We start from the raw sequence: 22,011 nt of genomic DNA, 5'->3' as shown, positions 1-22,011 counted from the left end.
TGCGCGGGGCCGGTCAATCCCGTGCCGTCTTGGCGGTGCGGCGGGTTGCTGTCGGGAAAGGCATCACGGGCTTTGACTTGCGGGGGGCAAACCCGCAGTCTGTCTGGATAAAAACACCAACGGGAGATTTGACCATGACGATCCGCGCAAGCCGTATTGCCGCGCTCCTGTCGACCGCCGGCATCCTCGCCGCCGCCGTCCCGGCCGGGGCGGAGACAGTGAAGCTCACGATCCTCGGCGTCGGCGACGCCTACAACTTCGCCGAGGAGGACGGTCGCGGCGGCTTTGCGCGGCTGAACGCGGTCGCCAAGGCCGAGCGCGCCGCCAATCCCAATACGCTCTATGTCTTCGACGGCGACATGCTCTCGCCCTCGCTGCTCTCTGGTTTCGACAAGGGGCAGAACACGATCGACCTGACCAATCTCGTGCCCTTCGACATCGCCGTGCCGGGCAATCACGAGTTCGATTTCGGGCCGGAGAACTTCATCGAGAAGATGAAGGCGTCGAACTATCCCTGGGCAGCGATCAACATCACCAATGCCGACGGCTCGCCGATCGAGGGTCTGGGCGGGGTGATGGTGAAGGAGGTGGCGGGGCTCAAGGTGGCGCTCATTCCGGTGGCGCAGGACACCTCGCCCGAGGTTTCCTCGACCGGGGACCTGAAGTTCCTGCCCACCGTCGACACCGCCATCGCCGCCGCGAAACAGGCGCGCGAGGACGGGGCGGACATCGTGGTCGGCGTGGTGCAGACCGACATGAGCAATGACCGCGCGCTGATCGCGAGCCATGCCTTTGACGTCATCATGTCGGGTGACGACCATTCCTATGCCACCGCCTATGACGGCGTGACGGCCTATGTGGAGACCTCGATCGACGGCCAGTTCCTCTCGCCCATCGACCTCATGGTCGAGATCGGCCAGGACGGCGACGGCAACCGCACGATCGACTGGGTGCCGGCCTTCCGCTTCATCGACACCGCGATGGTCGAGCCCGATCCCGAGAGCCAGGCGATGGTGGACGCCTTCACCGCCAAGCTCGACGAGAGCCTGAACGTCGAGATCGGCGCGACCGAGACGATGCTCGATTCCCGCCGCAACGTGATCCGGGCCGAGGAATCGGCGATGGGCAATGTGATCGCCGACGCGATCCGCGCCGCCACCGGGGCCGATATCGGCTTCACCAACGGCGGTGGCATCCGCGGCGACCGGACCTACGATCCGGGCACGGTTCTGACCCGCCGCGATGTCCTGACCGAGCTGCCCTTCGGCAATGTCACCGTGGTGACCGAGCTTCCGGGGTCGCAGATCCTCGCCGCGCTCGAGAACGGGGTGAGCCAGGTCGAGAAGGGGGCGGGGCGGTTCCCGCATGTCTCGGGGATGAGCTTCGCCTTCGATGCCTCGGCGGAGGCCGGGGCGCGGGTGTCGGAGGTGATGGTCGGAGATGCGCCGCTCGATCCCGACAAGGTCTACAAGGTGGCCACCAACGATTACATGCTCGCCGGCGGCGACGGATATGCGGCGCTCGGCGGCGGCAGGGTGATCGTCAACGCCGGCAACGGCAACCTGATGGCGAACGACGTGATCGACTACATCGTCGCGGCGGGCGGCGTCACGGTCGGAATCGAGGGCCGGATCAAGGCGCTCGGCGCGAACTGACCATCACGGGGGTTGCGAAAAAGCGGCGTCGCGTCCATAGTGGCGGCGCGACGTTACCTCTTTCGACCACTGTCTCCGTCTTCGGCCTCAGTACCTCGATTGCGACTGACTGCGCCGGGCCGCTGCATTTCGTGGGCGGTATATGACAGGAGATATCACGATGGCTACGGGCTCCGTGAAGTGGTTCAATGCAACCAAAGGCTTCGGCTTCATCGCGCCGGACGGCGGCAAGAAGGACGTGTTCGTCCACATCTCGGCGCTGGAGCGTGCCGGGATCCGCGAACTCAAGGACGGCCAGAAGGTCACCTTCGACATCGAAGCCGGCCGCGACGGCCGCGAATCGGCGACGAACCTGCAGCTCGCCTGAGCTTCGGTGACGTTCGGAAATTCGGGAAGGGCGGGGCGAAAGCTCCGCCCTTTTCGATTCCGCGCCGCCTGAGGGGGGCGAAGACGGAAGGGCGGCGAATGCAGGCGGCGGTGCGCCCCGAGCCGCGCGGGCCGGGCGCTCAGCCGGCCGCGGGCAGTTTCCGGGCCTCGGAGAAGGAGAGAAGCCGACGGCCGTGCTCGTCCCACAGGTGGAGCCGCGCGCAGGCGAGGCTCTCGCGCAGCGTCAGCCGCCGCGCCGTCGTCGCGAGCACGCTGTGGTCGCGCAGCACCTCCGGCAGCCGGTAGAACGGGATACGGCTGTAGAGGTGATGGACGTGGTGGATGCCGATGTTGCCGGTCAGCCAGCGCAGCACCGGCGGCAGGTCGTAGTGCGAGCTGCCATGCAGCGCCGCGTCGTGGAGCTGCCAGTCATCGCCGCGGTCCCAGTGCGTGTCCTCGAACTGGTGCTGGACGAAGAAGAGCCAGACCCCGGCCGAGGCGGCGACCAGGACCGTCGGCAGGAAGATCAGCGCCACCGCCTTCACCCCGCCGAAATAGAGGATGCCGGCGAGGATCGCGGCGATGGCGGCATTGGTGCCCATCGCGCTGACCCAGTATTTCGCGCCGCTCCGCATCAGCCCGACGGGCAGCCGGTTCTGGAAGATGAAGAGGTAGATCGGCCCGAGGCCGAAGAGGACGATCGGATTGCGGTAGAGCCGGTAGCCAAGCCGCCCCAAGGGCGACAGCGCGCGGTATTCCTCCACCGTCATCGTGTGGATGTCGCCGATGCCGCGGCGGTCGAGATTGCCGTGCGCGGAATGGTGGATCGCATGGGTGCTGCGCCAGACGTCATAGGGCGTCAGCGTCAGAACCCCGATCGCGCGCCCGGCCCAGTCGGCGAGGGCGCGGCTGCGGAAATAGCCGCCGTGGCCGCAATCGTGCTGGATCATGAAGAGCCGCACCAGGAAGCCGGCGTTGAGCACCGCAATGGCGAGCGCGAGCCAGCCGCTGATCGAGAGCGCCCACCAGGCGACGGCCCAGAGGCCGAGGAAGGGGATCACGCTTATCGCGAGCTCGAAGGCGCTGCGGACCGGGTCGGGATCGCGATAGGCGGCGAGGATGCGCACCCAGTCCTTCGGGTCGGTCATAGCATTGGCGGCGGGCAGGGAGGGAGTGGTCATTCGCGGGGCATCACGTCCATGTTGGGGCGGTCCTTACGGCAAGGCCCCGCGCCGCAGTACCGATCATTGGAAGGGCCCGCCGGATCCGGCCGGCTGTCGTGTCTACAGCAATCGCATGCGGTCTATACCGGCAATCGAACGCTGTCGAGTGGCTGGTTGGCGTCAGATGCGTTCGGCACCGGCTCTGTGTCAATGCAGGCGCGCATGGGCGAGGTAGCCCTCGACCGTTTCCTCGCCGAGGGCCTTCAGTGCCTCGAGCCGGTGCAGCCCTTCGATGAGCACGAAGTCCGCACCGTCGGCGCGGACCCGGATCGGGGTGAGCTGGCCCTCTTCGAGGATGCTCTCGGCGAGCGCCTCGACCTTGGCCGGGTCAAGGGTCTTGGCGCGTTTCGCCGGTACGCGGATGCGGGCGATGGGGAAGGTGGTCTTTTCGAGCATTGTCGCGGCCTCCGGCCCGGAAGGAAAGCCTAGCAGGATGTGGGCGCAGGGGAAGGGGCGAATCCGGCCGCCGCAGCCCGGTTTGTCGGGATCTGCCGCCGACGCCTCTGCCGACGGTAACTCTCTTGATCCAGCGCAGGCGTGGATGGGGCCGATGCGCTACACTCCAGAACTGATCGCGGTCCCGGCGCCCGATATCCTGTCCGGTGACTGAACCGGAATGTTGGACACATGGGGGATTCATGAGCGTTTCACAGAAGAACCTCTCGATATCGGCGTCGCCGCTGACACCGATTTTCGGAACTCCGCGAGACGACACGCTGGCGGCGTCGGCCGAATTCCAGGCGGTGTTCGGCCGCGCGGGCGACGATGTGCTGTCCAGCATGTTCAACAACACGGCCCTGTTCGGCGGTCCCGGCGACGACATGCTCGACGTGACCCTGGATCTGACGGAGAGCGACATCGCCCCGAGCGGGCTGGTCGCGACCTGCGTCGATGGCGGATCGGGCAAGGACACCATCTCCGTCGATGTCACGGCCTTCGCCGACAATCCTGTCGCCGCGAGTTTCGAGACAGTCGTGCGTGGCGGGGCGGGGTCCGATGTCATTGACGTCTCCGCGGTGTCCGATGCCATCGGCGACAGCGTGGTGTCGAACGTCATTTCGGGCGGAAGCGGACATGACGTGATCTCCGCCCTTGCGATCGGCGGTGCGTTCTTCGGTGGCGCAAGCACCGCGATCAACGAGATCCACGGAAATTCCGGCAACGATCACATCACCGCGACGGCGGTCGTTTTCTCCAACTGGAGCCTGCTCGCCAGGAACCACCTCGACGGCGGTTCGGGCAACGACTACCTCTCGGCCAGCACCATCGTGGATTCCAATGTCTCCTCTCCCGAAGGAGTGAACATCCTCTACGGCAGGGGCGGCAACGACACGCTGATCGCCAGCCACGCGACCGATGGCGAGAACGGCACAACGACGCTGACGTCCGAACTTCATGGCGGATCGGGCAACGATTCCCTGACCGCGACCATGGTGGCGCTTGCCGAGGACTCGTCCTCGGGCGTCAACCTCCTCTACGGCGGCTCGGGCAACGACGTGATGTCGGCGAGCGTCGTCGCCGACGCGTTCTTCGGCGCGACCGCTTGCAACACGCTGTATGGCGGCGGCGGAAGAGACACGATGTCGGCCTATGCCGATGCCAGCTATTATTTCCTGGATCCGGACCTTCGCGGCTCCGCCCACAATTTCCTCGCCGGCGGCAATGGCAACGATCACCTGACCGCGACGATCGAGACGGGCAGCAATGGTTTCAGCGAGCTCTACGGCGGAAACGGGCGCGATACGCTCGTCGCCATCGGCGGGATCGGCAACATTCTCGACGGTGGTGCGGGCAACGATACGATCACCGGCAGCGCCGGCCGCGACGAGATCATCGGCGGCAGGGGAAACGACCTGCTGACCGGAGGGTTGGAGTTGGACCACTTCGTCTTCAGGACCGGCGATGGTCGGAATGCGGTGACCGATTTCGAGGACGGGACGGATCTGATCCGGATCACGGCGGGGGCCGCCGATTTCTCCGATGTAACGGTCGTGGCGCGGGGCACGGATACGCTCGTGAAATTCTCGAATGTCACCGTGCTTCTGGAAGATGTCGATGCGTCCCTGGTCGACGCGAGCGACTTCCTGTTTGGATGAGCCGCCGCTGGCGTAGCGAGGTTGGAGGGGCTCTGTCGATGCGCTGCCGGCTTCCCCTCACCGCCCGAAATCACCGGGTCGAGCCCGGAGCGGTCATCCATTGCTTGAGAATCAGGCGTCGCGATTGCCCTCCGCGGGCATTCGGTCATTCAAGGAGCGACCCCTCTATCTGGTCTCCATCCGTCATCCGATTGTGAAGGTACTCATTCCAGTACGGCGTCCAGGACACCAGGACCTTGCCGGTTCCCTCGTACATTCTCAGGCGGGTCTGACCGGAAATGAGATTCCTTGGAAACCGCGCCGACCTGACCGACCGGAACCTGAGCCCCGACGTCCTTCCCAGGACCAGGCGCCCCTGAACCTTCAGTTCACCGTTCGTCACCTGCATCTCTTCGACCGGACCCGGCGCACGGATCGCGGCCGTTCCGGCTCCGCTCAGCGTGGTTTTCCAGGCGAACAGACCGTCTCCGGCCCAAAGGCTTGCGAAGAAGGGATCACGGCAAAAGCCGAGCTCGACGGACCCCTCGCTGGCCCAATACTTGCCAGGTTCCAGGATCCATGTGTCTTCCGCGAGCACATTGAACACATGAAAGCCCGCCAACGAAGGCTGGAGATGGATCGACCCGGTGCCCGAGTAGTACGGCCGGACGCGTGACTCCTTGGTGAAGATGTTGCGAAACAGATCACCGGGCCGCGGGAGCCTTGGCGTGAAAGCGATATTGCCGGAGAGATTCGACAGCGCGCCGTTTGCGGCCCGGGCCGTCTCGTCCTCAAGTTCGATGCATACCTGGCGCATGCCCTCGATGTTCCGCACCTGAAACCGCGCCATCTCAGAACCTCTCGCTGAGTGGTTCGTCCCACACCATCAATCGGGCCCAAAGCAATTCGAAGGGCTTGGGCTCCAATGCTGCCTCGCCGCGCAAGGGCCGGTCCAGTGTCGTAATGACGAACAGGATCACGCCAAGGAACAGAGCGGTAATGCTTCCCAACAAGACGTGCTGTCGCACCCTGATACGAAACATCGTCATCAACAGGATGCTTATCCCGGCGCCAATCAGCACTGCTTGCCAGAGGATGTTCGGGATCGCCGTTACAACGCCCGCCAGTCTCCGTTGCCGCGAGTCCGAGAAATCCTTGAACGATGCGATGACTTCCGAGTGAACAATCTCCTGAGATCGTGTCTCAGGCTCGAATTCCGCCAGCTGCCGCCGGATGGCCTCGGCGCGATTGTATCCGCCGTTGAGAATTCCTCCCTTTCTGTGTGCCGGCCATTCCTTGTGAATGGTGTAGAGAACATAGTCCCGCATCGTCCACTTTGCTTCGCTGCGAAACGGCTCCGGATACACATTGAGTTGCGAGTAAAGCGACCCCAGAGAGGTTGCCTCGTTCAGGATGCTCTCGCTGACCCTTTCGGAGTTCTGGTATGCCGACACCGTGAGCAGACCGAGCAACAGCCCGTAAAAAAGGCTGAAGCCGGAGGTGACATGATTGATTGAAGCGTTGAAGTTCGGTCCGGTGCCGAGCAGCACGCGCAGAAGGGGTTTGACCACAAAGAGCCCGATGGCAACGGCCACAAGAGCCGCGATGAGAAACCATATGGCCAGCCGGTCCGTCGGGATGTCATAAACAAAGTCGGGCAAAGCTTTGATTCACTCCAATTCGCGGAAACCTCACTCTTGGTTACAGCGTCGGGAAAACTCCTCTTGAAGATCGTCGCGGTCGCGGTCGCGGGCGCCAGTATGGGGCCCCAGCCCCTCAGCGCGCAAGAGGTCCGGCTTTTCAGCATCGGCTCCGGTGACATTGCGGGAAACTACTTCTCCGTCGCGCGAGCGATCTGTGACGCGTTCAATGATCATGACGAGACGCGCCGGAGATGCAGTCCCGAGCCCACCGCCGGGTCGATCTACAACCTTAGGATGCTGGCCAGCGGCGAGTTGGGCTTCGCCCTGGTGCAATCCGACTGGCAGACGGCCGCCTATGAGGGAATGGCACCGTTTTCTGGCGCGGAGCCGATGAGGGATCTGCGGACCGCGATGTGGCTCTATCCGGAATCGGTCACGATCATCGGGGCGCCCGGTTCCGGAATTCGCGTCGCGGCCGACCTGGCAGGCAAGACGGTCGACATCGGCCGCCCGGCATCCGGGCGCAATGCGACGTTCCGGTCGCTGATCGCACGGCTTGACATCAGCGAAGACTTCTTTGGCGAACTTCGAGAACTCGAACCCTCGGCTGCGATCGAAGAACTCTGCACGGGACAGATCGACGCGACGGTCTTCGTCGTGGGCCATCCAAGCAAACTCGTCAGCGATGCGCTCAATAAGTGCGACGCCGTTATCTCGGACTTCGCGGGGCCGAGAATCAAGGAGGTCCTGGCCAGCAGTTCCGATTTCCAGAGGTCGGTCATCGATCTGGGCCTGTACGGCTTTCCGGGCGAAAGGGTCGAGACGGTCTCCGTGATGGCGACCCTGGTGACCCTCGAGTCCATGGACCAATCTCTCGTGTCCGATCTGGTCGGGGCGATCCGAACGGACGTGGACAGGCTGAAAGTCAAGACGCCCGTGCTTGGCACGCTCGACCTGTATCTCGACACCCCGTCCGCCACGGTGGTTCCGATGCACCCGGGCGCGGTGTCGGGGAATTAGGGGCGGCAACAGGCCGCCAGCCGAGCGCAGATCCGCGATTGCTTTCCGGCGCTCGAAGTTCTCGGACCTTTACCTTCCGGCGGGAAGGGGGCGAAGCCGGCGCTACGCCCTGACCCCGGCGAACCGTTTCGCCCAGTCTTCGCGGTCCTCGTCGTCGATCTTGGCGAAGAGGACCTCCGGCGTCTCGAAGGCGTGGCCGGGTTTGAGCGCGGTCGGCGCCGGTTCAATGCAGGCGGGCGTGGGCGAGATAATCCTCGACCGTCTCCTCGCCGAGGGCCTTCAGCGCCTCGAGCCGGTGGAGCCCCTCGACGAGCGCCGTCACCTTCTCGGGGTCGAGCGTCTTGGCACGCTTCGCCGGCACGCGGATGCGGTCGGTCGGGAAGGTGGTTTTTTCGAGCATTGGCGCGGCCTCCGGCGCCGGCAGGGTAACAGGATGCAAGATGAGGAAAAAGGACGATCGGTCGTCTTTGCAACGACGCGTCCAATACATGTAGCGTCCTGAGATAGCGGTCGTCCGCGCATGCTCGACAAGATAATCATGGGGGCGAGCTTGGCGAGATCCATCGGAAACCGCGATTAAGCGATCCGCTACTACCGCCGGGGCATGGCCGCGACGCAGGACACCGCCAGCGCCCTCCAATTCCATTGCGTTGATCCGGCAAATAGCATATCAATATTGCAGTCGCGGATGGTGAAATCAGGACAGGAATTCGTCCTTTCAGTACGGCGTCGGTTTGGAGGCGATGCCGGAAAATTTCTGGGCGACGGCGGTGACCTATCGGTTTAAGTTGGACTGCGATGCCATGCGCAATTCGTATGGCGGGTCACGCGAATAAATTCCCAAAACCAAGAAAACTTTGCGAGGCGGATACCGGCTTCGAAATTGTTATTGAATGCAGGGGTATTTTTGTGAGGGCCGCTATGAAGTACTGTGCCATCCTTGTTTCTGTTTTCATGCTCTGGTCCGTTCATCCCAACGCAGCCGATGCGACCTGCTCCGACCTTTCGCTTGTCCTGGCAATCGATGGATCCGGCAGCATCGACGACGGAGAATACGCTTTGCAGGTCGCGGGATACGCGGCCGCATTCGTCGATCCCGAAATCCATCAGGCGCTGGCCGGTGCGGGGATCGTCGACATCGCTGCGGTTTTGTGGGCGGATTCGGATTTTCTTCCTCAGATCATCCCGTGGCATCGCATTCAAAAGTCCAGGGATTCTGCCCTGCTATCCCAAGACATTCTTGCGATGAGGCGCCTGACAACGGGTGATACGGACCTCGGCACAGGTTTGTCGATTGCGCTTGAGATGCTCGATCTGCCAAACCGCTGCACGACTAGGGCAGTGATCAATGTCTCTGGCGACGGGAAGGCCTCCATCGCTCCGAAACGAAAGATCGCCAAGATCTCCCTGCCCGTGGTGAGGGCGCAGGCTGCCGAGCTCGGCGTTGTCGTAAACGGATTGGCGATCGTGAACGAGGTGCCGGATCTGGAGAAATATTATCGCACTGAGCTGATTGTCGGCGATGGCTCATTCGTGATGAAAGTGTCCGATTTCGTGGATTTCAGGCGGGCAATAAAGCAGAAGTTGATTCGCGAGATCGACTCAGCCTATTCAGCATCGCTGGATCACGAGCCCTATTCGGATCGCAGAGTACAGCTTGCTCGATTGACTGACGCGCAGAAGCAGTTTTTTCCTTGAACAGAGAATAATGCGGACATCGAAGTTTCTTCCACTGCAGATCTTCTCGCGTGGAAATTGAGTATTGCCTGAATACGAGGGCGGGGTATGTCCACTCGCCCGCCGCGTGTCTGCGAGGCGGATCACTGAGCGTATTGGCCTGCGACTTGCTTTACGCCCTGACCCCGGCGAACCGTTTCGCCCAGTCCTCGCGGTCCTCGTCGGCGATCTTGGCGAAGAGGACCTCGGGGGTCTCGAAGGCGTGGCCGGGCTTGAGCGCGGTCAGCGCCTCGGCGATGGGGCCGGGCCAGCTGCGGTCCTCGACCTTCATCGCGTCGAGCATCTTCGCGGAGGCGTCGGGGATGAAGGGCTCCGAGAGGATCGCGTAGAGGCGGACGAGGTTGAGGCCGAGGCGGACCATCGCGGCGGCGCGCTCGGGGTCGGTCTTGTGGACCGTCCAGGGGGCGGCGGATTGCAGGTATTCGTTGCCCGCGACCCAGATCGCGCGGAGTTCGGTCGCCGCTTTCCGGATCTCCATCGCCTCCATATGCGCCTCGTAGGCGCGGGTGCGGGTCTCAAGCTCTTCGATCAGCGCGGCGGCGCGCTCGCCGGTCTCGCCGCCCTCGGGCAGGGCCTCGCCGAACTTGGAGCGGCAGAACTTGGTGATGCGGCTGACGAAATTGCCGAGGACGTCGGCAAGGTCCTTGTTGACCGAGGTCTGGAAGTTCTCCCAGTTGAACTCGGAGTCCGAGTTCTCGGGCGCGTGGGAGAGGAGCCACCAGCGCCAGTAATCGGCCGGGAGAAGCGAGAGCGCGTCGTCCATGAAGACGCCGCGGCCCTGCGAGGTCGAGAACTGGCCGCCGTCATAGTTGAGGTAGTTGAAGGACTTGATGTAGTCGACGAGCTTCCAGGGCTCGCGCGACCCCATGATCGTCGCGGGAAAGGAGAGCGTGTGGAACGGCACGTTGTCCTTGCCCATGAACTGGACGTAGCGGACATCCTCCGCGCCCTTGTCCTTGCGCCACCAGCGTTGCCACGCCTCGTCGGAGAGGCCGTTCGCGTCGGCCCATTCGGCGGTCGCGGCGATGTATTCGATCGGCGCGTCGAACCAGACGTAGAAGACCTTGCCCTCCATGCCCGGCCAGTCCTGATCGCCTTTCCTGACCGGCACGCCCCAGAAGAGGTCGCGGGTGATGCCGCGGTCCTTCAGCCCGTCGCCGTCATGGAGCCACTTCTTGGCGATCGAGGTGGTGAGGATCGGCCAGTCGGTCTGGCTGTCGATCCAGGCGTCGATCTCGTCCTTGAGCGCGGACTGGCGGAGATAGAGGTGCTTGGTCTCGCGCACCTCGAGGTCGGTCGAGCCCGAGATCGCCGAGCGGGGATTGATGAGGTCCGTCGGGTCGAGCTGCTTGGTGCAGTTCTCGCACTGGTCGCCCCGGGCGCGCTCGTAGCCGCAGTTGGGACAGGTGCCCTCGATGTAGCGGTCGGGCAGGAAGCGGTTGTCGGCGTGGGAAAAGACCTGTTTTTCCGTCACCTCCTCGATGAAGCCGTTCTGGGCCAGGCGGCCGGCGAAATGCTGGGTAAGGCGGTGGTTCCGCTCCGACGACGAGCGGCCGTAATGGTCGAAGGAGAGGCGGAAACCCTTCGCGAGCTCGGATTGTTCGGCATGCATCCGGGCGCAGTAGTCGGCGACCGGCTCGCCGGTCTTGGCGGCCGCGAGCTCGGCCGGGGTGCCGTGCTCGTCCGTGGCGCAGATGAACATGACCTCGTGGCCGCGGTTGCGCATGTAGCGGGCATAGAGGTCGGCCGGAAGCTGCGAGCCGACGAGGTTGCCGAGATGCTTGATGCCGTTGATATACGGCAGTGCCGAGGTGATAAGAACGCGCGCCATGACCTGTCCGTCAATTTTTTGTCCCGCCGCTCATTATCGCATCGGCGGGGTGGCATCTAGCACCCTTTGTCGCGCATCTCGGCGAGAAGCGCCGCGCCCTCGGCCGGGGGGAGATAGCGGCTCCAGCTTTGCCGCCAGATTTCGTTCCCTCCAGTGCGGTTGACATGACTCGCGGCCAGCCCGCCGTCGGGCGAGAAGAACACCAGCCGGCCGGCATCCGTCTCCTCCACCATCAGGTGACCCGAGGGCAGGATGGTGAACAGCCCCTCGGACGGCGTGCGCACATCCTCCCGCTCCAGCCAGGCGCGATAGGGGCTTGATACCGTATCCCGGGCGAAGTCGTAGACGAGTATCTCGTTCACACCCTCGACCCTTTCGCCGGACCCGCGGTCGTGCATGTTGTTGTTGAAGATGCCGATGCGGTGATCGTCGAGAATGTCGACGTCGTGCTGTGCCGACCATGGCCCCTGGCGAAGCCAGACGATCTCGTCGGTCGAGGGACGGAACAGCAGGACGGCCGAGGCATGGCGCAGGCTGACGAAGACGTCGCCGCGTCGCCAGTGGGGGCCGTCTTCAAGGACCGGTTCGACATCGTTGAGATGGATCGGATCGCGGTAGAATGGCGAGCGGCCGAAGAGGATATGGCCGTATCCCTGTTGCAGCATGACCTCGGCGATGGACCGTTCATAGAGGATCTCTCCTCCGGCCGAGAGGTTGATGACCGTGTCGTCGAAGAAATCCTCGGCGGCGCCGGGGATCGCCGAGCGCCGGAGATGGGTGGAGGTCCAGATCGTGCCATCGGCTCCCCGTTCGGACGAGTGGTGATAGAGACCCTCGTCCTTCATCCAGACCCGTTCGCCGCAGGCGTCGATGCGGGCGAGGGGCGAGGTGTGGTCCTTGACCAGCAAGTCCCCGCCGTCGACGGCGATGGGGTGGATGGCCCGGAACAGCCGCGTGCTCCAGTGCCCCGTCGGCCGGAGCGGCGTGCTGCGGTCGGCGCCGTCGAAATAGGCGTCACCCCGGAGGTCAATCCGGTGAAGCACCTCGAACGCCGCGAGATCTGTCAGTTCGATGACCGAATGGCCCGCGTCTCCGTCGTAGCGGCTGTGCAGGAGATAGCCGGCCATCGGCGGATTGGCCGCCGCCCCCGCCACCCAGCCGCGCTGCCCGGCGAAGCGGCTGCTGTCGTCAACGGCAAGCTGGGTGTTCGTGCCCGCCTCCTTCAGCACGCTGCGGATGTTGCCCGGGATCGAGGCAACGGTCCAGGCCGCCTTGCCGACCGCTCCGAACTTGTCCCGGTCGGCCGAGACGCTGCGGACGATTCCGCCGAAGAGCACCGCGGCGGCGACGGTGAGGAGCAGGAGGAGCAGGACAACCCAAAGCTCGATTTTTCGGAACAGGAACTTTTCCATCTCAGCAGGCTCCGCGGCTTTTGCCGTCATTTGATCAGAAAATCAATTGAAAGCAAAGAATTAAGCTCGCTTTCTTCACGACGGCCGGCGGCCGCCGGACAACAGGCGCCCGATCAGGAACGATGTCCGCGGGATGTACCTGTAGGGCGTTCTGTCCGCCGGTGCGGGCCGGGCGCGCATTCTCAGAAGGCCGAAGACCAGGAGGCAGACATGGGTCGCGGCGATGAAGACGAACATCGCCGGCGCGCCGTAGGCCTCGATCAGCGCCGAGGTGACGACGGGCGAGGCGATGGCGCCGACGGCGTAAAGGAACATCAGCGCGGCCGAGAGCTCGACCCGTTCCGAGCTCTGGGCGAAGTCGTGGGCATGGGCGGCCGAGACCGAGTAGATCGGGATCGTCGCCATGCCGAAGAGCGCGGCACCGAGATAGACGCTGGCCACGCCCATGCCCGAGAGCCCCACGGTCACCGCGCAGGAGGCGGTGGCGGCGACCGAGAGCCCGATCAGGACATGGCGGCGGTCGTACTTGTCGGCGAGCCAGCCGAGCGGGAACTGCACCAGCGCGCCGCCGACGACATAGGCGGCGAGGAAGAGCGCGATCTTGTCGGCCGAGAGCCCGACCTCGATCCCGTAGATCGGGCCGACCATGCGGAAGGCCGCGCCGGTGACGCCGGAGACCACGACGCCCACCGCGGCGAGCGGCGAGCGGCGCCAGGCCATCGCGGGCCGAAGCCGCGGCGCCTCGGGCATCTCGGGCTGCTCGACCCGGCTTACGGTGATCGGCAGGAGCGCCGCGCAGCAAAGGAGCGCGAGGAGGTTGTAGGAGAAATAGACCGCGGGGCTGAGGATGCCGATCACGAGTTGGGCGCCCAAGGAGCCGGTGATGTCGACGACCCGGTAGATGCCCAACGCGCGGCCGCGCGTCTCGTTCGTGACCTTGGCGTTCAGCCAGGCCTCGATGATCGTGTAGCAGCCCGCGACGCAGGCGCCCGAGAGCATCCTGAGGAGCGCCCAGGCGATCGGATCGACGATCATCATGTGGGCGATGAGGCCGATCGTGCCGGCCGCGGTGAAGGCGGCGAAGGCGCGCGAATGGCCGACCGCGCCCATCAGGCGGGGCGCCCACCAGCAGCCGATGAAGAAACCGAAGAAATGCGCCGAGCCGAGGGTGCCGATCTCGGATTTGGTGAAACCGAGCTCGACGCCCGAAAGCGCGTCCAAGGGGGCCACGCCGCCAGTGCCGAGCTGCAGCAGGATGACCGACAGGAAGAGGGCGGCGAAGGAGATCAGCAGGCGCATCGCGAGGGGGCGGTTTCTTCTGGATGGCGCCACCATGTCGCGGACGGGCGGAAATGCCCATAGCAAAACCGTGCGTCCCGCAGGTTTTCGCCCGGCCATGCCGCGCGGATCCTTGCGCATCCGGGGCGATGGCGTTCCGGGCGCAGTGTGACCCGATTGTGCGCCCGTTCCGGGCGCAAGCGATGTCTCGCGCCCTTCGCGCGGCGAAGGGCGCTCGGGCCGGTCAGCCGGCGCGGCGAATCCGGGCGAGGATCTTCAGCCGTACCACGTCGCCGACCATGTCGGGAAAGCCGGAAGCGCCGAATGCGGAACGCGGGACCGAACCGGTCAGCAGCACCGAGAGCGCATCGCGCTCATCCGCTTGGCTGCCTTCCGGCCGGTACAGCCGCGCGTCGAGCATCACCATGCGGGTGACGCCGCGGATCGTGATCCGACCCGCGATCGTCGCGCCGGTCGGGGTCGCGCGTACCGCGGTGCTTTCGAACAGGATCTCGGGAAAGCGGCGCGTGTCGAGCACGCTGCTGCCCTTCAGCGCCTCGGTCGCGAAGGGGATGTTGGCGCGCGCGGCGGCGGGATCGAGCGTGACCCGGACCCGGCTCGCGGCGGCGCGGTCGAAGTCGAGCACAAGTTCTGCGGCCCGGACCGGCATCTGGCCGCGGATGACGCCTTGGGTGAAATCGGCCTCGAAGCTGACGCGGGAGCGGGCGGCGTCGAGTTGGTAGCGCAGGGGCTCGGCCGCCGCCGGGGTGGCGAGGCCGAGGAGAAGCAGGATGGCGGCAAGGCGGCGCATCGCGGGGCCCTTCGCGGGACCCGCCGGGGCGCGGGCCGGGGCCAGTCTAGCCCGCGCGGCGCGGATCTTCCGTCATTTCCTCGTGAGCGGCGGATTTCACCCGCGCCAGCGTGAAACCCGCGCGGCCGGGCGGCGCGGCGATGATCCAGGTGCCCGGCGGCTCGGCCCGGGCGCGGAGGAGATCGAGCCGCCAGCGGGTCTCGCCCGGCGCATGGCAGGGCGCGATGTGCCAGCGGCTCTCAACCCCGGCCGCGCCGCCCGCGCCGGGGGTCAGCATCAGCCCGGTCGGCGTCACCCGGCCCTCCTCGGCGCCGGTCTCGGCGGCGAGATGGAGCCGGCGGACGGGCGTGAGCCGCGGCGGCTCGGGCAGTTCGGCGACGACGAGCGCCACCGCACCGCCGCGCAAGGCTTCCTCGAAACACCACAGGAGGTCCTCGGGCCGGCGCGGGGTGACGAAGACCAGCCGTCCGGGCTCGATGAAGGACAGGACACCCTCTGGAAAGAGCCGCTCGGGCAGCCAGCCGGGGCGGAGCCAGAGAACCAGCCCCTCGGTCCCGCGCGCCGCCATCAGCGCCAGCGTCCGCCGCGCCGGGCCGCAGAACTCGTGCACCCGCGCCCGCGCGAGGCCGAGCGCGCCGAGAAAGGGCAGCGCGGTGCGCGGCCGGCGGTTCTGGCGCGAGACGAGCTGGGCGAGGGCGTGAGTCGGCATGGGGCAAGGATATACAGTTCTTGTTTCGTTCTCAACGCCCCGCGCCCACGCCCCTGCTCTTCTTCATTGCCCAAATACCCCGGGGGTCCGGGGGCAGCGCCCCCGGCCGCGCTTGACGACGGGCGCGGGCGCGGGCCAATCTCGCCCCCGTGCAATTCGGGAGGGGCCATGCGACGCGTCACGCTCGGGACGAGCGACCTCGAGGTTTCGAACCTCTGCCTCGGCACCATGACCTGGGGCAGCCAGACGCCCGAGGCCGAGGCCCATGCCCAGATCGACCGTGCCGCCGAGCGCGGCGTCAATTTCCTCGACACCGCCGAGATGTACCCGGTCAATCCGGTGCGCAAGGAAACCCTCGGCCGCACCGAGGAGATCATCGGCAGCTGGATCGCGAGAAGCGGGCGGCGCGAGGACTGGGTGATCGCCACCAAGATCGCGGGCGAGGGCAGCATCGCACGCGACAAGGGCGAGCTGATCGACGCCGGCTCGATCCGCCGAGCGCTCGACGCCTCGCTCAGGCGGCTCCAGACCGACCATGTCGACCTCTACCAGTTCCACTGGCCCAATCGCGGCAGCTACATGTTCCGCCAGAACTGGAGCTACGACCCCTCGAAGCAGGACCGCGCGGCGGTGCTCGCGAACATGGAAGAATGCCTCGCGACGCTGGCCGCCCTTCGGGCCGAGGGCAAGATCCGCCACTGGGGACTATCGAACGAGAGCGCCTGGGGCATGGCGCAGTGGCTCCGGCTCTCAGGTGAGGGCGCGGGGCCGCGGCCGCTGTCGCTGCAGAACGAGTATTCGCTGCTCTGCCGGCTCTACGACACCGACCTTGCCGAGCTCGGCCATAACGAAGGGGTCACGCTTCTGGCCTTCTCGCCGCTCGCCGCGGGGCTCCTGACCGGCAAATACGCTGGCGACGTGATCCCCGAAGGATCGCGCCGCGAGGCCAATCCCGGTCTTGGCGGGCGGGTATCGCCTCGGGTCTGGGAGGCAGTCTCGGCCTATCTCGGCATCGCGAACCGGGCAGGGCTCGACCCGGCGCAGATGGCACTGGCCTGGACTCTCACCCGGCCCTTCCCGGTGGTCCCGATCTTCGGCGCGACGACGCTCGCGCAGCTCGACCATGCGCTCGACGCGGCGGACTTGAGGCTCGATGACGATGTTTTGGCCGGGATCGCGGCGGCGCATCGCGCCCATCCGATGCCCTACTGACGGCGCCGCGTGGGCGCGCGGAGCGAGGAGGCGGCCGCGCCGAAGCGGGCGCGGAAGGCGCGGGCGAAGGCGACCTGGCTCGAAAAGCCGGTCCTGAGCGCCACTTCCTGCAGCGGAAGCCGGGTGTCGGTGACCATGCGCCGCGCCTCGTCGAGGCGCAGGTCGAGGAAGAAGCGGCCGGGACTGGTGCCGAGCCGCTCGGCGAAGAGCATCTCCAGCCGGCGCTGCGACAGGCCGATGCGGCGGGCGATCGCCGAGATGGGCAGCGGCTCCTCGATTGCGCCCTCCATCAGCGCGATGGCGCGGCCGAGCGCGGGGTCGCCCCGGGCGAGGCGGGCGGCAGACACCGCCTGCTGCGGCACGGTGGCGGCGTGCAGCGGCTCGTAGAGGAAGGCGCCGGCGACGCGGAGCATCAGCTCCGCCCCGTGCCGGGCCCGGATCAGCTCCAGCATCATGTCGAGCGCGGGCGCGGCACCGCCCGCCGTCACCATCGGGCCCGAGATCACATAGCGGTCGCGGCGCACGTCGATCGCAGGAAAGCGGTCGGCGAAGCTCTCCAGATCTTCCCAGTGCACGGTCGCGGCGCGGCCGTCGAGAAGCCCCGCGAGGGCGAGAAACCAGGGGCCGCCGTCGATGCCGGCCATCGCCCGGAGCCGCGGCGCGAGCCGCCGCAGCCGCGCGAGGAGCGGCGGCGTCGCCTGCTCGGCGAGGCGGAAGCCCGCGACGACCATCAGGAGGTCGGCCTCGAGCCGGTCGGGCAGCGGCTCGGTCGCGATCTCGAACCCGGCCGTCAGTGGCACCGGGCCGCCTGCGGCCGAATAGTAGCGCCAGCCGAAGACGCTCCGCCCGGCGCGCCGGTTCGCCGCGCGCATCGGATCGACCGAGGCCGCCAGCGACAGCGCGTTGGTCTCGGCCATCACCAGCACCGCCACCGTGAGCGGCGCGGGGTCGGAGGCGAAGATCGAGTTTTCGGTTTTCATCAAGTGGTTTCGTATTTCGTGCAGCGATCGCGCGCAAGCCGGCTTGTGCCGGCGCCGCGGCTCGCGGAGTGTGGCGGCCTGACTCGGTAGGAGACCGCCATGCCCCGCCGCGCCCTCGCGCTTTGTCTCGCCCTTGCCGCCTGCGCCGCGCCGCCGCCGCCAGTGTCCGGCTATCGCGACAGCGCCGCGCTGATCTCCTCGGCCGCGGCCTTCGATCCGGCGCGGTTCGCCGATGTCTGGCATGTCGCCGCGGCTTACGGCGACGAGGCGCGCTGCGGCCCGCTGACCGAGACCTGGGCGGCGACCGGGCCGGGCCGCTACCGGGTCACCGGCACGGCCTGCGGCCCGAGCGGCGCGCGCGCCTTGGCGACGGACGCCGTGGTGACCGGGCCGGGGCGGATCACGCGGGACGAGGCCGGCGGCCCGGCAGAGCTCTGGGTGCTCTGGGTCGATGCGGATTATCGCGTGGCGGTGATCGGCACGCCCACCGGCCGCTTCGCCCGCGTGCTGTCGCGCACGCCCGAGGTGCGGCCGGACCTGATGCAGGCGGCGAGGGACGTGCTGAAATTCAACGGTTACGATCCGGCGGGGCTCCAGCCGATCTAAATGGACCAGTAACCCGGAAGAACGGGCGGCTGCGGTGAACCGCCAACGCTTTTCGTGCCCGTGAAGCATATACAGATCAGTCTGTTCTGGAAACCGCGGTCGGTCACGCGCCCGGACGCTCCCTGACGGCCACAACGGCAGATCGACGTGGCGACGGGCGCGCCGCAAGAGCGGCGTCTGGACCGCGGAATTCCGAAAGTTGTTTTGAGGGGGCCGGCAACGTAAGCTCAGGACTTTCTAACTGTTTGGATCAATGCCTGGTGAAGACCCACAGACTTTGTGAAAGGAGAATCAATGCTTGTTCGAAACCGGTGCGGTGAAGCCCTGGATATCCAAATCCACAATTCTACAAGCTTTCTCGATATTGTCCCCGTCGGTGACTCCTACATGATTCTGCAAAATGGCGAGGACCACGACATGAGGGTCGATGCCGATCCGGGATATGTCTGGGCTTACAAGAAGCCCAGAAGCAAGGGATGCTGGAAGGGCGGTCCGTATCGGAACGCCGACACCGTCCTCGTCAAGAAGAGCGGCAATGGTCTCGAATTCGTCAACTACACGACCGTAAAGAACAAGTGGGACGGCATCCGGCAGAAGGCTGCGACCAGCGCGAATGCGGTCGAACCTGGAATCGAGATCGCGTCGTTGCTTCTTTCGGCGCTCGTAACCGGCATCGCGGCGACCGGCACGAAGGGGGCGCTGCCGTCCGGGATGATGCTCGGGATCGGATCGCTGCTTCTGATGGGGCTGGGCGTCGCGACGGAATCGGGAGAGTTGCCGCCACCGCCGGACCTGTCGGAGATCGAGAGCGCGGTACGCGACATCGTGGAGCAGGCGCTTGATGAGCACAGCGCCAAGGATCATGCGAACCGGCTCATCGAGGCGTCGTTCATGCTCATCGAAAGCGGCGGGACCGCGCATTCCCAGTTGCTTGGAAGGTCGGACATGGGAAAGCTGTTCGAGTTGTCTCCCCACGACTACTGGGATTTCCGTGACGCGAATGAGGACTACCAGAAGTCGACGGGTGAGTTCTGGAACAGTCTCACCACGCTCTACAACAATCCCGATATCGCGCGCTTTGTTCTGCCGGCCCTGTTTGCGGGTATTTCGGCGCGTCTCCAGATATGGCGGATACACGATTTCATCCGCCATTTGGATGGCGGCCGGATTACCAGCGAGGATCTGGACAAGTTCGTCAAGCAGATCGACCGCGGTATCGAAAGCCTGACCGCTGCAACGGACTCGCTGCGCAACAAGGTCCTAGCTGACATTGACAAAGAGGGTGTGCCCAGGCCGTCCCCAGAAGCGAATGAACTGACCCGGACGATGACATTCAGGTACACGGGATCCGACAGTCTGGACTTCGCCGACACAGCCCTCAAGCAACTTGGCCACCTCAAGGAACTGGTCGTCGAGGATCTCGCGAGTCTTAAGAGCGGCGGCGGTATGAAGCACTATTGGAAGGCCGAGTGGGACGCGGCAGAGAGAGCGCCGGTACCCAAGCGGCCGGGGATGTGAACAACGACCGCAACGGCCGCTTCGCCCGCGTCCTGTCGCGCACGCCCGAGGTGCGGCCGGACCTGATGCAGGCGGCGAGGGACGTGCTGAAATTCAACGGTTACGATCCGGCGGGGCTCCAGCCGATCTGACCGGCCCGGAAGCGTCTCCCGCTCCGCTGTGGCGGCTCCGTCTCACGAGGCGGCGGGCGAGCCGCCGGTCGCGACGCTCTGGGCCACCACGAGGGCGGCCAGCGCGATCAGGATCCGCAGCACCCAGCGCCGGAACGCGTCTTCGCCGGTGCGCCGGAAGCTGCGCGCGCCGAGCCAGACGCCGAGCAGGAGCGCCGGCAGCCAGAAGCCGAGCTGGATGAAGCTCCGCCCGGTGATCAGGCCCTGGGTCGCGAAATAGCCCGCGCCCAAGAGGTCCGAACAGAAGAAGTAGAAGATGATCGACGCCCGGCCGATGGCCGCGGCGCCGGGGGCTGAGAAATAGAACAGCACGACCGGCGGGCCGCCGACCCCGAAGGCCCCGTTGAGCAGTCCCGAGGCGGCCCCGATGCCGGTGCTCGCGGAGGACCCGGGCCGGCGGGCGAGCCGGAACCCCTTCAGCATCAGGATGGCCGCGGCGATGACCACCAGCCCGAGCCCGATCCGCGCCGGTGCCTCGGGCAGGTTGACCAGGACCAGGGTGCCGACGGGCAGCCCGGCGACGTAGCCCAGGAGAACCCATCGCAAAGAGCGCCAGTCGATCTCGCGCCAGATTCCCGGCAACAGGTTCAGCGAGGCGAGGATCTCCATCAGGAAGATCGTCGGCACGATCTGCGCCACCGGCATCAAGAGCGAGATCGCGGTGATCGAGATCAGCGAGAACCCGAACCCGGCAAAGCCGCGCACGACCGCGGCGACGAGAATCGCGGCGCTGCTGAGGACGATCGTTCCCCAGTCCCCGAAGATGGCCGAGAAGGTCTCTGCACCCATGCCGCGCGCCCGCACCGATGGCCGCGCGCAGTCTAGCACAGGCCGGGCGGTTCTCCACCGGGCAGAATGCGGGGAAAGGGCACGCCCGGCTCAGAGCCCGGCGTCGCGGGCGAGCCCGTCGAGAAAGCCCGGAAAGTCGCGGGCGCCGACCTCGGCCTCGCGCACCAGCCAGTCGAAATGGCCCGAGAAGCTCGTCACCCGCGCGCTGTCGCGGAAGGCGATGTAGTGGCGGCCGAGATAGAGCACGGCGAGGAGCGGGCCGAACACCGTCACCGGGGCCGAGAACACCCGGCGCGCGTCGAAGAGATAGATCCGGAGCGAGGGGTAGAGCTGGGCGTAGAGCGACTTCAGCCGGGCGATCTGTTCGGCGCGGATCGCCGCCGGCAGGCCGCGATAATAGCCCTCGGCGCGGGCAAAGGCCTCGATCTCGTGGCGGGGCAGCGCGATCTCGTAATCCGACCCCGCTTTCGCCATCCAGTTCAGCCGGTCCTCCGAGGCGCCGATCGCCTGGTCGGCGGTGCGGCCGAGCTGGGGTTCGTATTCCCAGCGGAGCATCGCCCGGGTCTTGAGCATGTCGGGCAGTGTCGCCGGCACATGGCGTACCTTGTAACCCGCCGCCTCCTGGTGCCAGCCGAAGATGGTCTCGTCGATCAGCGCCCGAGGCGCCTCGGTCATCGTCAGCGAGGTCGCGAGCAGGTCGGCGAGCCGCTCGGGCCGCTCGGTCAGGCCGAGGAGCCAGTCGGCCGAGACCCCCAACGCCGCGGCGCATTCGGCCACGACCTGGGCGTTCGGCAGCCGCGCGCCCTGGCCGGTGAGGAGCTGCGAGATGGTCGAACGGTCGACACCGACGGCGCGGGCGAGGCCGCTCTGGGTCGTCTCCTTCTCCGCCATCGCCTGGGCGAGACGGTCGCGAAACAGACCGGCGCGGTCGCGTTTGTCGATATTTTTGCGCATCTGGTGAAAAATATCACGGATG

General features: G+C 66.1%; 22 protein-coding genes and 1 pseudogene. 9 read left to right on the top strand and 14 right to left on the bottom strand.

The window, feature by feature from the left end; genetic code table 11:
* Window positions 1-134: 134 nt before the first annotated feature.
* Together R5H32_RS13615 and R5H32_RS13610 are read left to right on the top strand one after the other, a co-directional pair.
* Window positions 135-1,655, top strand: a complete 1,521-nt coding sequence (locus tag R5H32_RS13615) for a bifunctional metallophosphatase/5'-nucleotidase (RefSeq protein ID WP_318339230.1) — start codon at window positions 135-137, stop codon at window positions 1,653-1,655.
* Window positions 1,656-1,815: 160 nt separating this feature from the next.
* Entirely contained in the window at window positions 1,816-2,022 is a 207-nt protein-coding gene (locus R5H32_RS13610; RefSeq protein ID WP_318339229.1) for a cold-shock protein, read from the top strand.
* Between the two features lie 139 nt (window positions 2,023-2,161).
* Here R5H32_RS13610 and R5H32_RS13605 read toward each other — a convergent pair whose 3' ends face one another.
* Together R5H32_RS13605 and R5H32_RS13600 are read right to left on the bottom strand one after the other, a co-directional pair.
* A complete protein-coding gene (locus R5H32_RS13605; RefSeq protein WP_318339228.1) occupies window positions 2,162-3,202 on the bottom strand; it encodes a fatty acid desaturase in 1,041 nt (346 codons plus the stop codon).
* A gap of 189 nt (window positions 3,203-3,391) precedes the next feature.
* On the bottom strand, window positions 3,392-3,640 hold the full coding sequence (locus R5H32_RS13600; protein ID WP_318339227.1) for a ParB N-terminal domain-containing protein: 249 nt from the start codon (window positions 3,638-3,640) through the stop codon (window positions 3,392-3,394).
* Between the two features lie 242 nt (window positions 3,641-3,882).
* On the opposite strand from R5H32_RS13600, the gene R5H32_RS13595 reads away from it, so the two are divergent.
* Window positions 3,883-5,340 carry a calcium-binding protein gene (locus R5H32_RS13595; RefSeq protein WP_318339226.1) on the top strand — a complete coding sequence of 486 codons (1,458 nt, stop codon included), beginning with the start codon at window positions 3,883-3,885 and terminating at the stop codon, window positions 5,338-5,340.
* 145 nt (window positions 5,341-5,485) lie between these two features.
* Here R5H32_RS13595 and R5H32_RS13590 read toward each other — a convergent pair whose 3' ends face one another.
* Entirely contained in the window at window positions 5,486-6,169 is a 684-nt protein-coding gene (locus R5H32_RS13590) for an AIM24 family protein (RefSeq protein WP_318339225.1), read from the bottom strand.
* A 1-nt stretch (window position 6,170) separates the two neighbouring features.
* Window positions 6,171-6,980 carry a hypothetical protein gene (locus R5H32_RS13585; RefSeq protein ID WP_318339224.1) on the bottom strand — a complete coding sequence of 270 codons (810 nt, stop codon included), beginning with the start codon at window positions 6,978-6,980 and terminating at the stop codon, window positions 6,171-6,173.
* A gap of 63 nt (window positions 6,981-7,043) precedes the next feature.
* On the opposite strand from R5H32_RS13585, the gene R5H32_RS13580 reads away from it, so the two are divergent.
* Window positions 7,044-7,982 (top strand): TAXI family TRAP transporter solute-binding subunit, encoded by a 939-nt coding sequence (locus R5H32_RS13580; RefSeq protein WP_318339223.1) that lies wholly within the window; start codon window positions 7,044-7,046, stop codon window positions 7,980-7,982.
* A gap of 102 nt (window positions 7,983-8,084) precedes the next feature.
* On the opposite strand, the pseudogene R5H32_RS13575 reads toward R5H32_RS13580, so the two are convergent.
* Window positions 8,085-8,195 (bottom strand): annotated as a pseudogene (locus R5H32_RS13575) (hypothetical protein); the annotation flags it as partial.
* A 10-nt stretch (window positions 8,196-8,205) separates the two neighbouring features.
* Window positions 8,206-8,382 carry a chromosome partitioning protein ParB gene (locus R5H32_RS13570; RefSeq protein ID WP_318339222.1) on the bottom strand — a complete coding sequence of 59 codons (177 nt, stop codon included), beginning with the start codon at window positions 8,380-8,382 and terminating at the stop codon, window positions 8,206-8,208.
* A gap of 521 nt (window positions 8,383-8,903) precedes the next feature.
* Here R5H32_RS13570 and R5H32_RS13565 point away from each other — a divergent pair.
* Window positions 8,904-9,680: a DUF1194 domain-containing protein gene (locus R5H32_RS13565; RefSeq protein WP_318339221.1), complete on the top strand. Its 777-nt coding sequence runs from the start codon at window positions 8,904-8,906 to the stop codon at window positions 9,678-9,680.
* A gap of 151 nt (window positions 9,681-9,831) precedes the next feature.
* Here R5H32_RS13565 and metG read toward each other — a convergent pair whose 3' ends face one another.
* The 5 genes from metG to R5H32_RS13540 all read right to left on the bottom strand — a co-directional run bounded on the left by metG (window position 9,832) and on the right by R5H32_RS13540 (window position 15,760).
* The gene (gene metG, locus R5H32_RS13560; protein ID WP_318339220.1) at window positions 9,832-11,550 is read right to left on the bottom strand and encodes a methionine--tRNA ligase; all 1,719 of its coding nucleotides are present in this window, start codon (window positions 11,548-11,550) and stop codon (window positions 9,832-9,834) included.
* A 56-nt stretch (window positions 11,551-11,606) separates the two neighbouring features.
* Window positions 11,607-12,962, bottom strand: coding sequence for an arylsulfotransferase family protein (locus R5H32_RS13555; protein ID WP_318339219.1), 1,356 nt, complete (start codon window positions 12,960-12,962; stop codon window positions 11,607-11,609).
* A 75-nt stretch (window positions 12,963-13,037) separates the two neighbouring features.
* Window positions 13,038-14,261, bottom strand: coding sequence for an MFS transporter (locus R5H32_RS13550; RefSeq protein ID WP_318339218.1), 1,224 nt, complete (start codon window positions 14,259-14,261; stop codon window positions 13,038-13,040).
* Window positions 14,262-14,484: 223 nt separating this feature from the next.
* Window positions 14,485-15,051 carry a YceI family protein gene (locus R5H32_RS13545; RefSeq protein WP_318339217.1) on the bottom strand — a complete coding sequence of 189 codons (567 nt, stop codon included), beginning with the start codon at window positions 15,049-15,051 and terminating at the stop codon, window positions 14,485-14,487.
* Between the two features lie 46 nt (window positions 15,052-15,097).
* Window positions 15,098-15,760, bottom strand: a complete 663-nt coding sequence (locus R5H32_RS13540) for a hypothetical protein (RefSeq protein WP_318339216.1) — start codon at window positions 15,758-15,760, stop codon at window positions 15,098-15,100.
* 168 nt (window positions 15,761-15,928) lie between these two features.
* On the opposite strand from R5H32_RS13540, the gene R5H32_RS13535 reads away from it, so the two are divergent.
* On the top strand, window positions 15,929-16,972 hold the full coding sequence (locus R5H32_RS13535; RefSeq protein ID WP_318339215.1) for an aldo/keto reductase: 1,044 nt from the start codon (window positions 15,929-15,931) through the stop codon (window positions 16,970-16,972).
* Here the strand turns inward: R5H32_RS13535 and R5H32_RS13530 are convergent.
* Window positions 16,966-17,952 carry a GlxA family transcriptional regulator gene (locus R5H32_RS13530; RefSeq protein ID WP_318339214.1) on the bottom strand — a complete coding sequence of 329 codons (987 nt, stop codon included), beginning with the start codon at window positions 17,950-17,952 and terminating at the stop codon, window positions 16,966-16,968. The two genes, R5H32_RS13535 and R5H32_RS13530, sit on opposite strands and share 7 nt — an antisense overlap.
* 99 nt (window positions 17,953-18,051) lie before the next feature.
* Between R5H32_RS13530 and R5H32_RS13525 the strand changes: the two genes are divergently transcribed.
* The 3 genes from R5H32_RS13525 to R5H32_RS13515 all read left to right on the top strand — a co-directional run bounded on the left by R5H32_RS13525 (window position 18,052) and on the right by R5H32_RS13515 (window position 20,207).
* Window positions 18,052-18,558, top strand: a complete 507-nt coding sequence (locus R5H32_RS13525; protein WP_318339213.1) for a lipocalin family protein — start codon at window positions 18,052-18,054, stop codon at window positions 18,556-18,558.
* A 294-nt stretch (window positions 18,559-18,852) separates the two neighbouring features.
* Window positions 18,853-20,076, top strand: coding sequence for a hypothetical protein (locus R5H32_RS13520; RefSeq protein ID WP_318339212.1), 1,224 nt, complete (start codon window positions 18,853-18,855; stop codon window positions 20,074-20,076).
* On the top strand, window positions 20,073-20,207 hold the full coding sequence (locus R5H32_RS13515) for a hypothetical protein (RefSeq protein WP_318339211.1): 135 nt from the start codon (window positions 20,073-20,075) through the stop codon (window positions 20,205-20,207). Before R5H32_RS13520 ends, R5H32_RS13515 begins: the two co-directional genes overlap by 4 nt.
* A gap of 42 nt (window positions 20,208-20,249) precedes the next feature.
* Here R5H32_RS13515 and R5H32_RS13510 read toward each other — a convergent pair whose 3' ends face one another.
* On the bottom strand, window positions 20,250-21,035 hold the full coding sequence (locus R5H32_RS13510) for a sulfite exporter TauE/SafE family protein (RefSeq protein ID WP_318339210.1): 786 nt from the start codon (window positions 21,033-21,035) through the stop codon (window positions 20,250-20,252).
* A 90-nt stretch (window positions 21,036-21,125) separates the two neighbouring features.
* Window positions 21,126-21,989 (bottom strand): helix-turn-helix transcriptional regulator, encoded by an 864-nt coding sequence (locus tag R5H32_RS13505; RefSeq protein ID WP_318339209.1) that lies wholly within the window; start codon window positions 21,987-21,989, stop codon window positions 21,126-21,128.
* Window positions 21,990-22,011: the final 22 nt, after the last annotated feature.

It is taken from the genome of Defluviimonas sp. D31 (genome assembly GCF_033436765.1).
GTDB lineage: Bacteria > Pseudomonadota > Alphaproteobacteria > Rhodobacterales > Rhodobacteraceae > Albidovulum.
Note: the sequence above shows the minus strand (reverse complement) of the source record. Positions and strands in the feature narration are given on the sequence as shown.

Coding starts and splice junctions, on each gene's coding strand:
- R5H32_RS13615 (WP_318339230.1), top strand. CDS start 135: ATGACGATCCGCGCAAGCCGTATTGCCGCGCTCCTGTCGACCGCCGGC.
- R5H32_RS13610 (WP_318339229.1), top strand. CDS start 1,816: ATGGCTACGGGCTCCGTGAAGTGGTTCAATGCAACCAAAGGCTTCGGC.
- R5H32_RS13605 (WP_318339228.1), bottom strand. CDS start 3,202: ATGACCACTCCCTCCCTGCCCGCCGCCAATGCTATGACCGACCCGAAG.
- R5H32_RS13600 (WP_318339227.1), bottom strand. CDS start 3,640: ATGCTCGAAAAGACCACCTTCCCCATCGCCCGCATCCGCGTACCGGCG.
- R5H32_RS13595 (WP_318339226.1), top strand. CDS start 3,883: ATGAGCGTTTCACAGAAGAACCTCTCGATATCGGCGTCGCCGCTGACA.
- R5H32_RS13590 (WP_318339225.1), bottom strand. CDS start 6,169: ATGGCGCGGTTTCAGGTGCGGAACATCGAGGGCATGCGCCAGGTATGC.
- R5H32_RS13570 (WP_318339222.1), bottom strand. CDS start 8,382: ATGCTCGAAAAAACCACCTTCCCGACCGACCGCATCCGCGTGCCGGCG.
- R5H32_RS13565 (WP_318339221.1), top strand. CDS start 8,904: ATGAAGTACTGTGCCATCCTTGTTTCTGTTTTCATGCTCTGGTCCGTT.
- metG (WP_318339220.1), bottom strand. CDS start 11,550: ATGGCGCGCGTTCTTATCACCTCGGCACTGCCGTATATCAACGGCATC.
- R5H32_RS13555 (WP_318339219.1), bottom strand. CDS start 12,962: ATGGAAAAGTTCCTGTTCCGAAAAATCGAGCTTTGGGTTGTCCTGCTC.
- R5H32_RS13550 (WP_318339218.1), bottom strand. CDS start 14,261: ATGCGCCTGCTGATCTCCTTCGCCGCCCTCTTCCTGTCGGTCATCCTG.
- R5H32_RS13545 (WP_318339217.1), bottom strand. CDS start 15,051: ATGCGCCGCCTTGCCGCCATCCTGCTTCTCCTCGGCCTCGCCACCCCG.
- R5H32_RS13540 (WP_318339216.1), bottom strand. CDS start 15,760: ATGCCGACTCACGCCCTCGCCCAGCTCGTCTCGCGCCAGAACCGCCGG.
- R5H32_RS13535 (WP_318339215.1), top strand. CDS start 15,929: ATGCGACGCGTCACGCTCGGGACGAGCGACCTCGAGGTTTCGAACCTC.
- R5H32_RS13530 (WP_318339214.1), bottom strand. CDS start 17,952: ATGAAAACCGAAAACTCGATCTTCGCCTCCGACCCCGCGCCGCTCACG.
- R5H32_RS13525 (WP_318339213.1), top strand. CDS start 18,052: ATGCCCCGCCGCGCCCTCGCGCTTTGTCTCGCCCTTGCCGCCTGCGCC.
- R5H32_RS13520 (WP_318339212.1), top strand. CDS start 18,853: ATGCTTGTTCGAAACCGGTGCGGTGAAGCCCTGGATATCCAAATCCAC.
- R5H32_RS13510 (WP_318339210.1), bottom strand. CDS start 21,035: ATGGGTGCAGAGACCTTCTCGGCCATCTTCGGGGACTGGGGAACGATC.
- R5H32_RS13505 (WP_318339209.1), bottom strand. CDS start 21,989: ATGCGCAAAAATATCGACAAACGCGACCGCGCCGGTCTGTTTCGCGAC.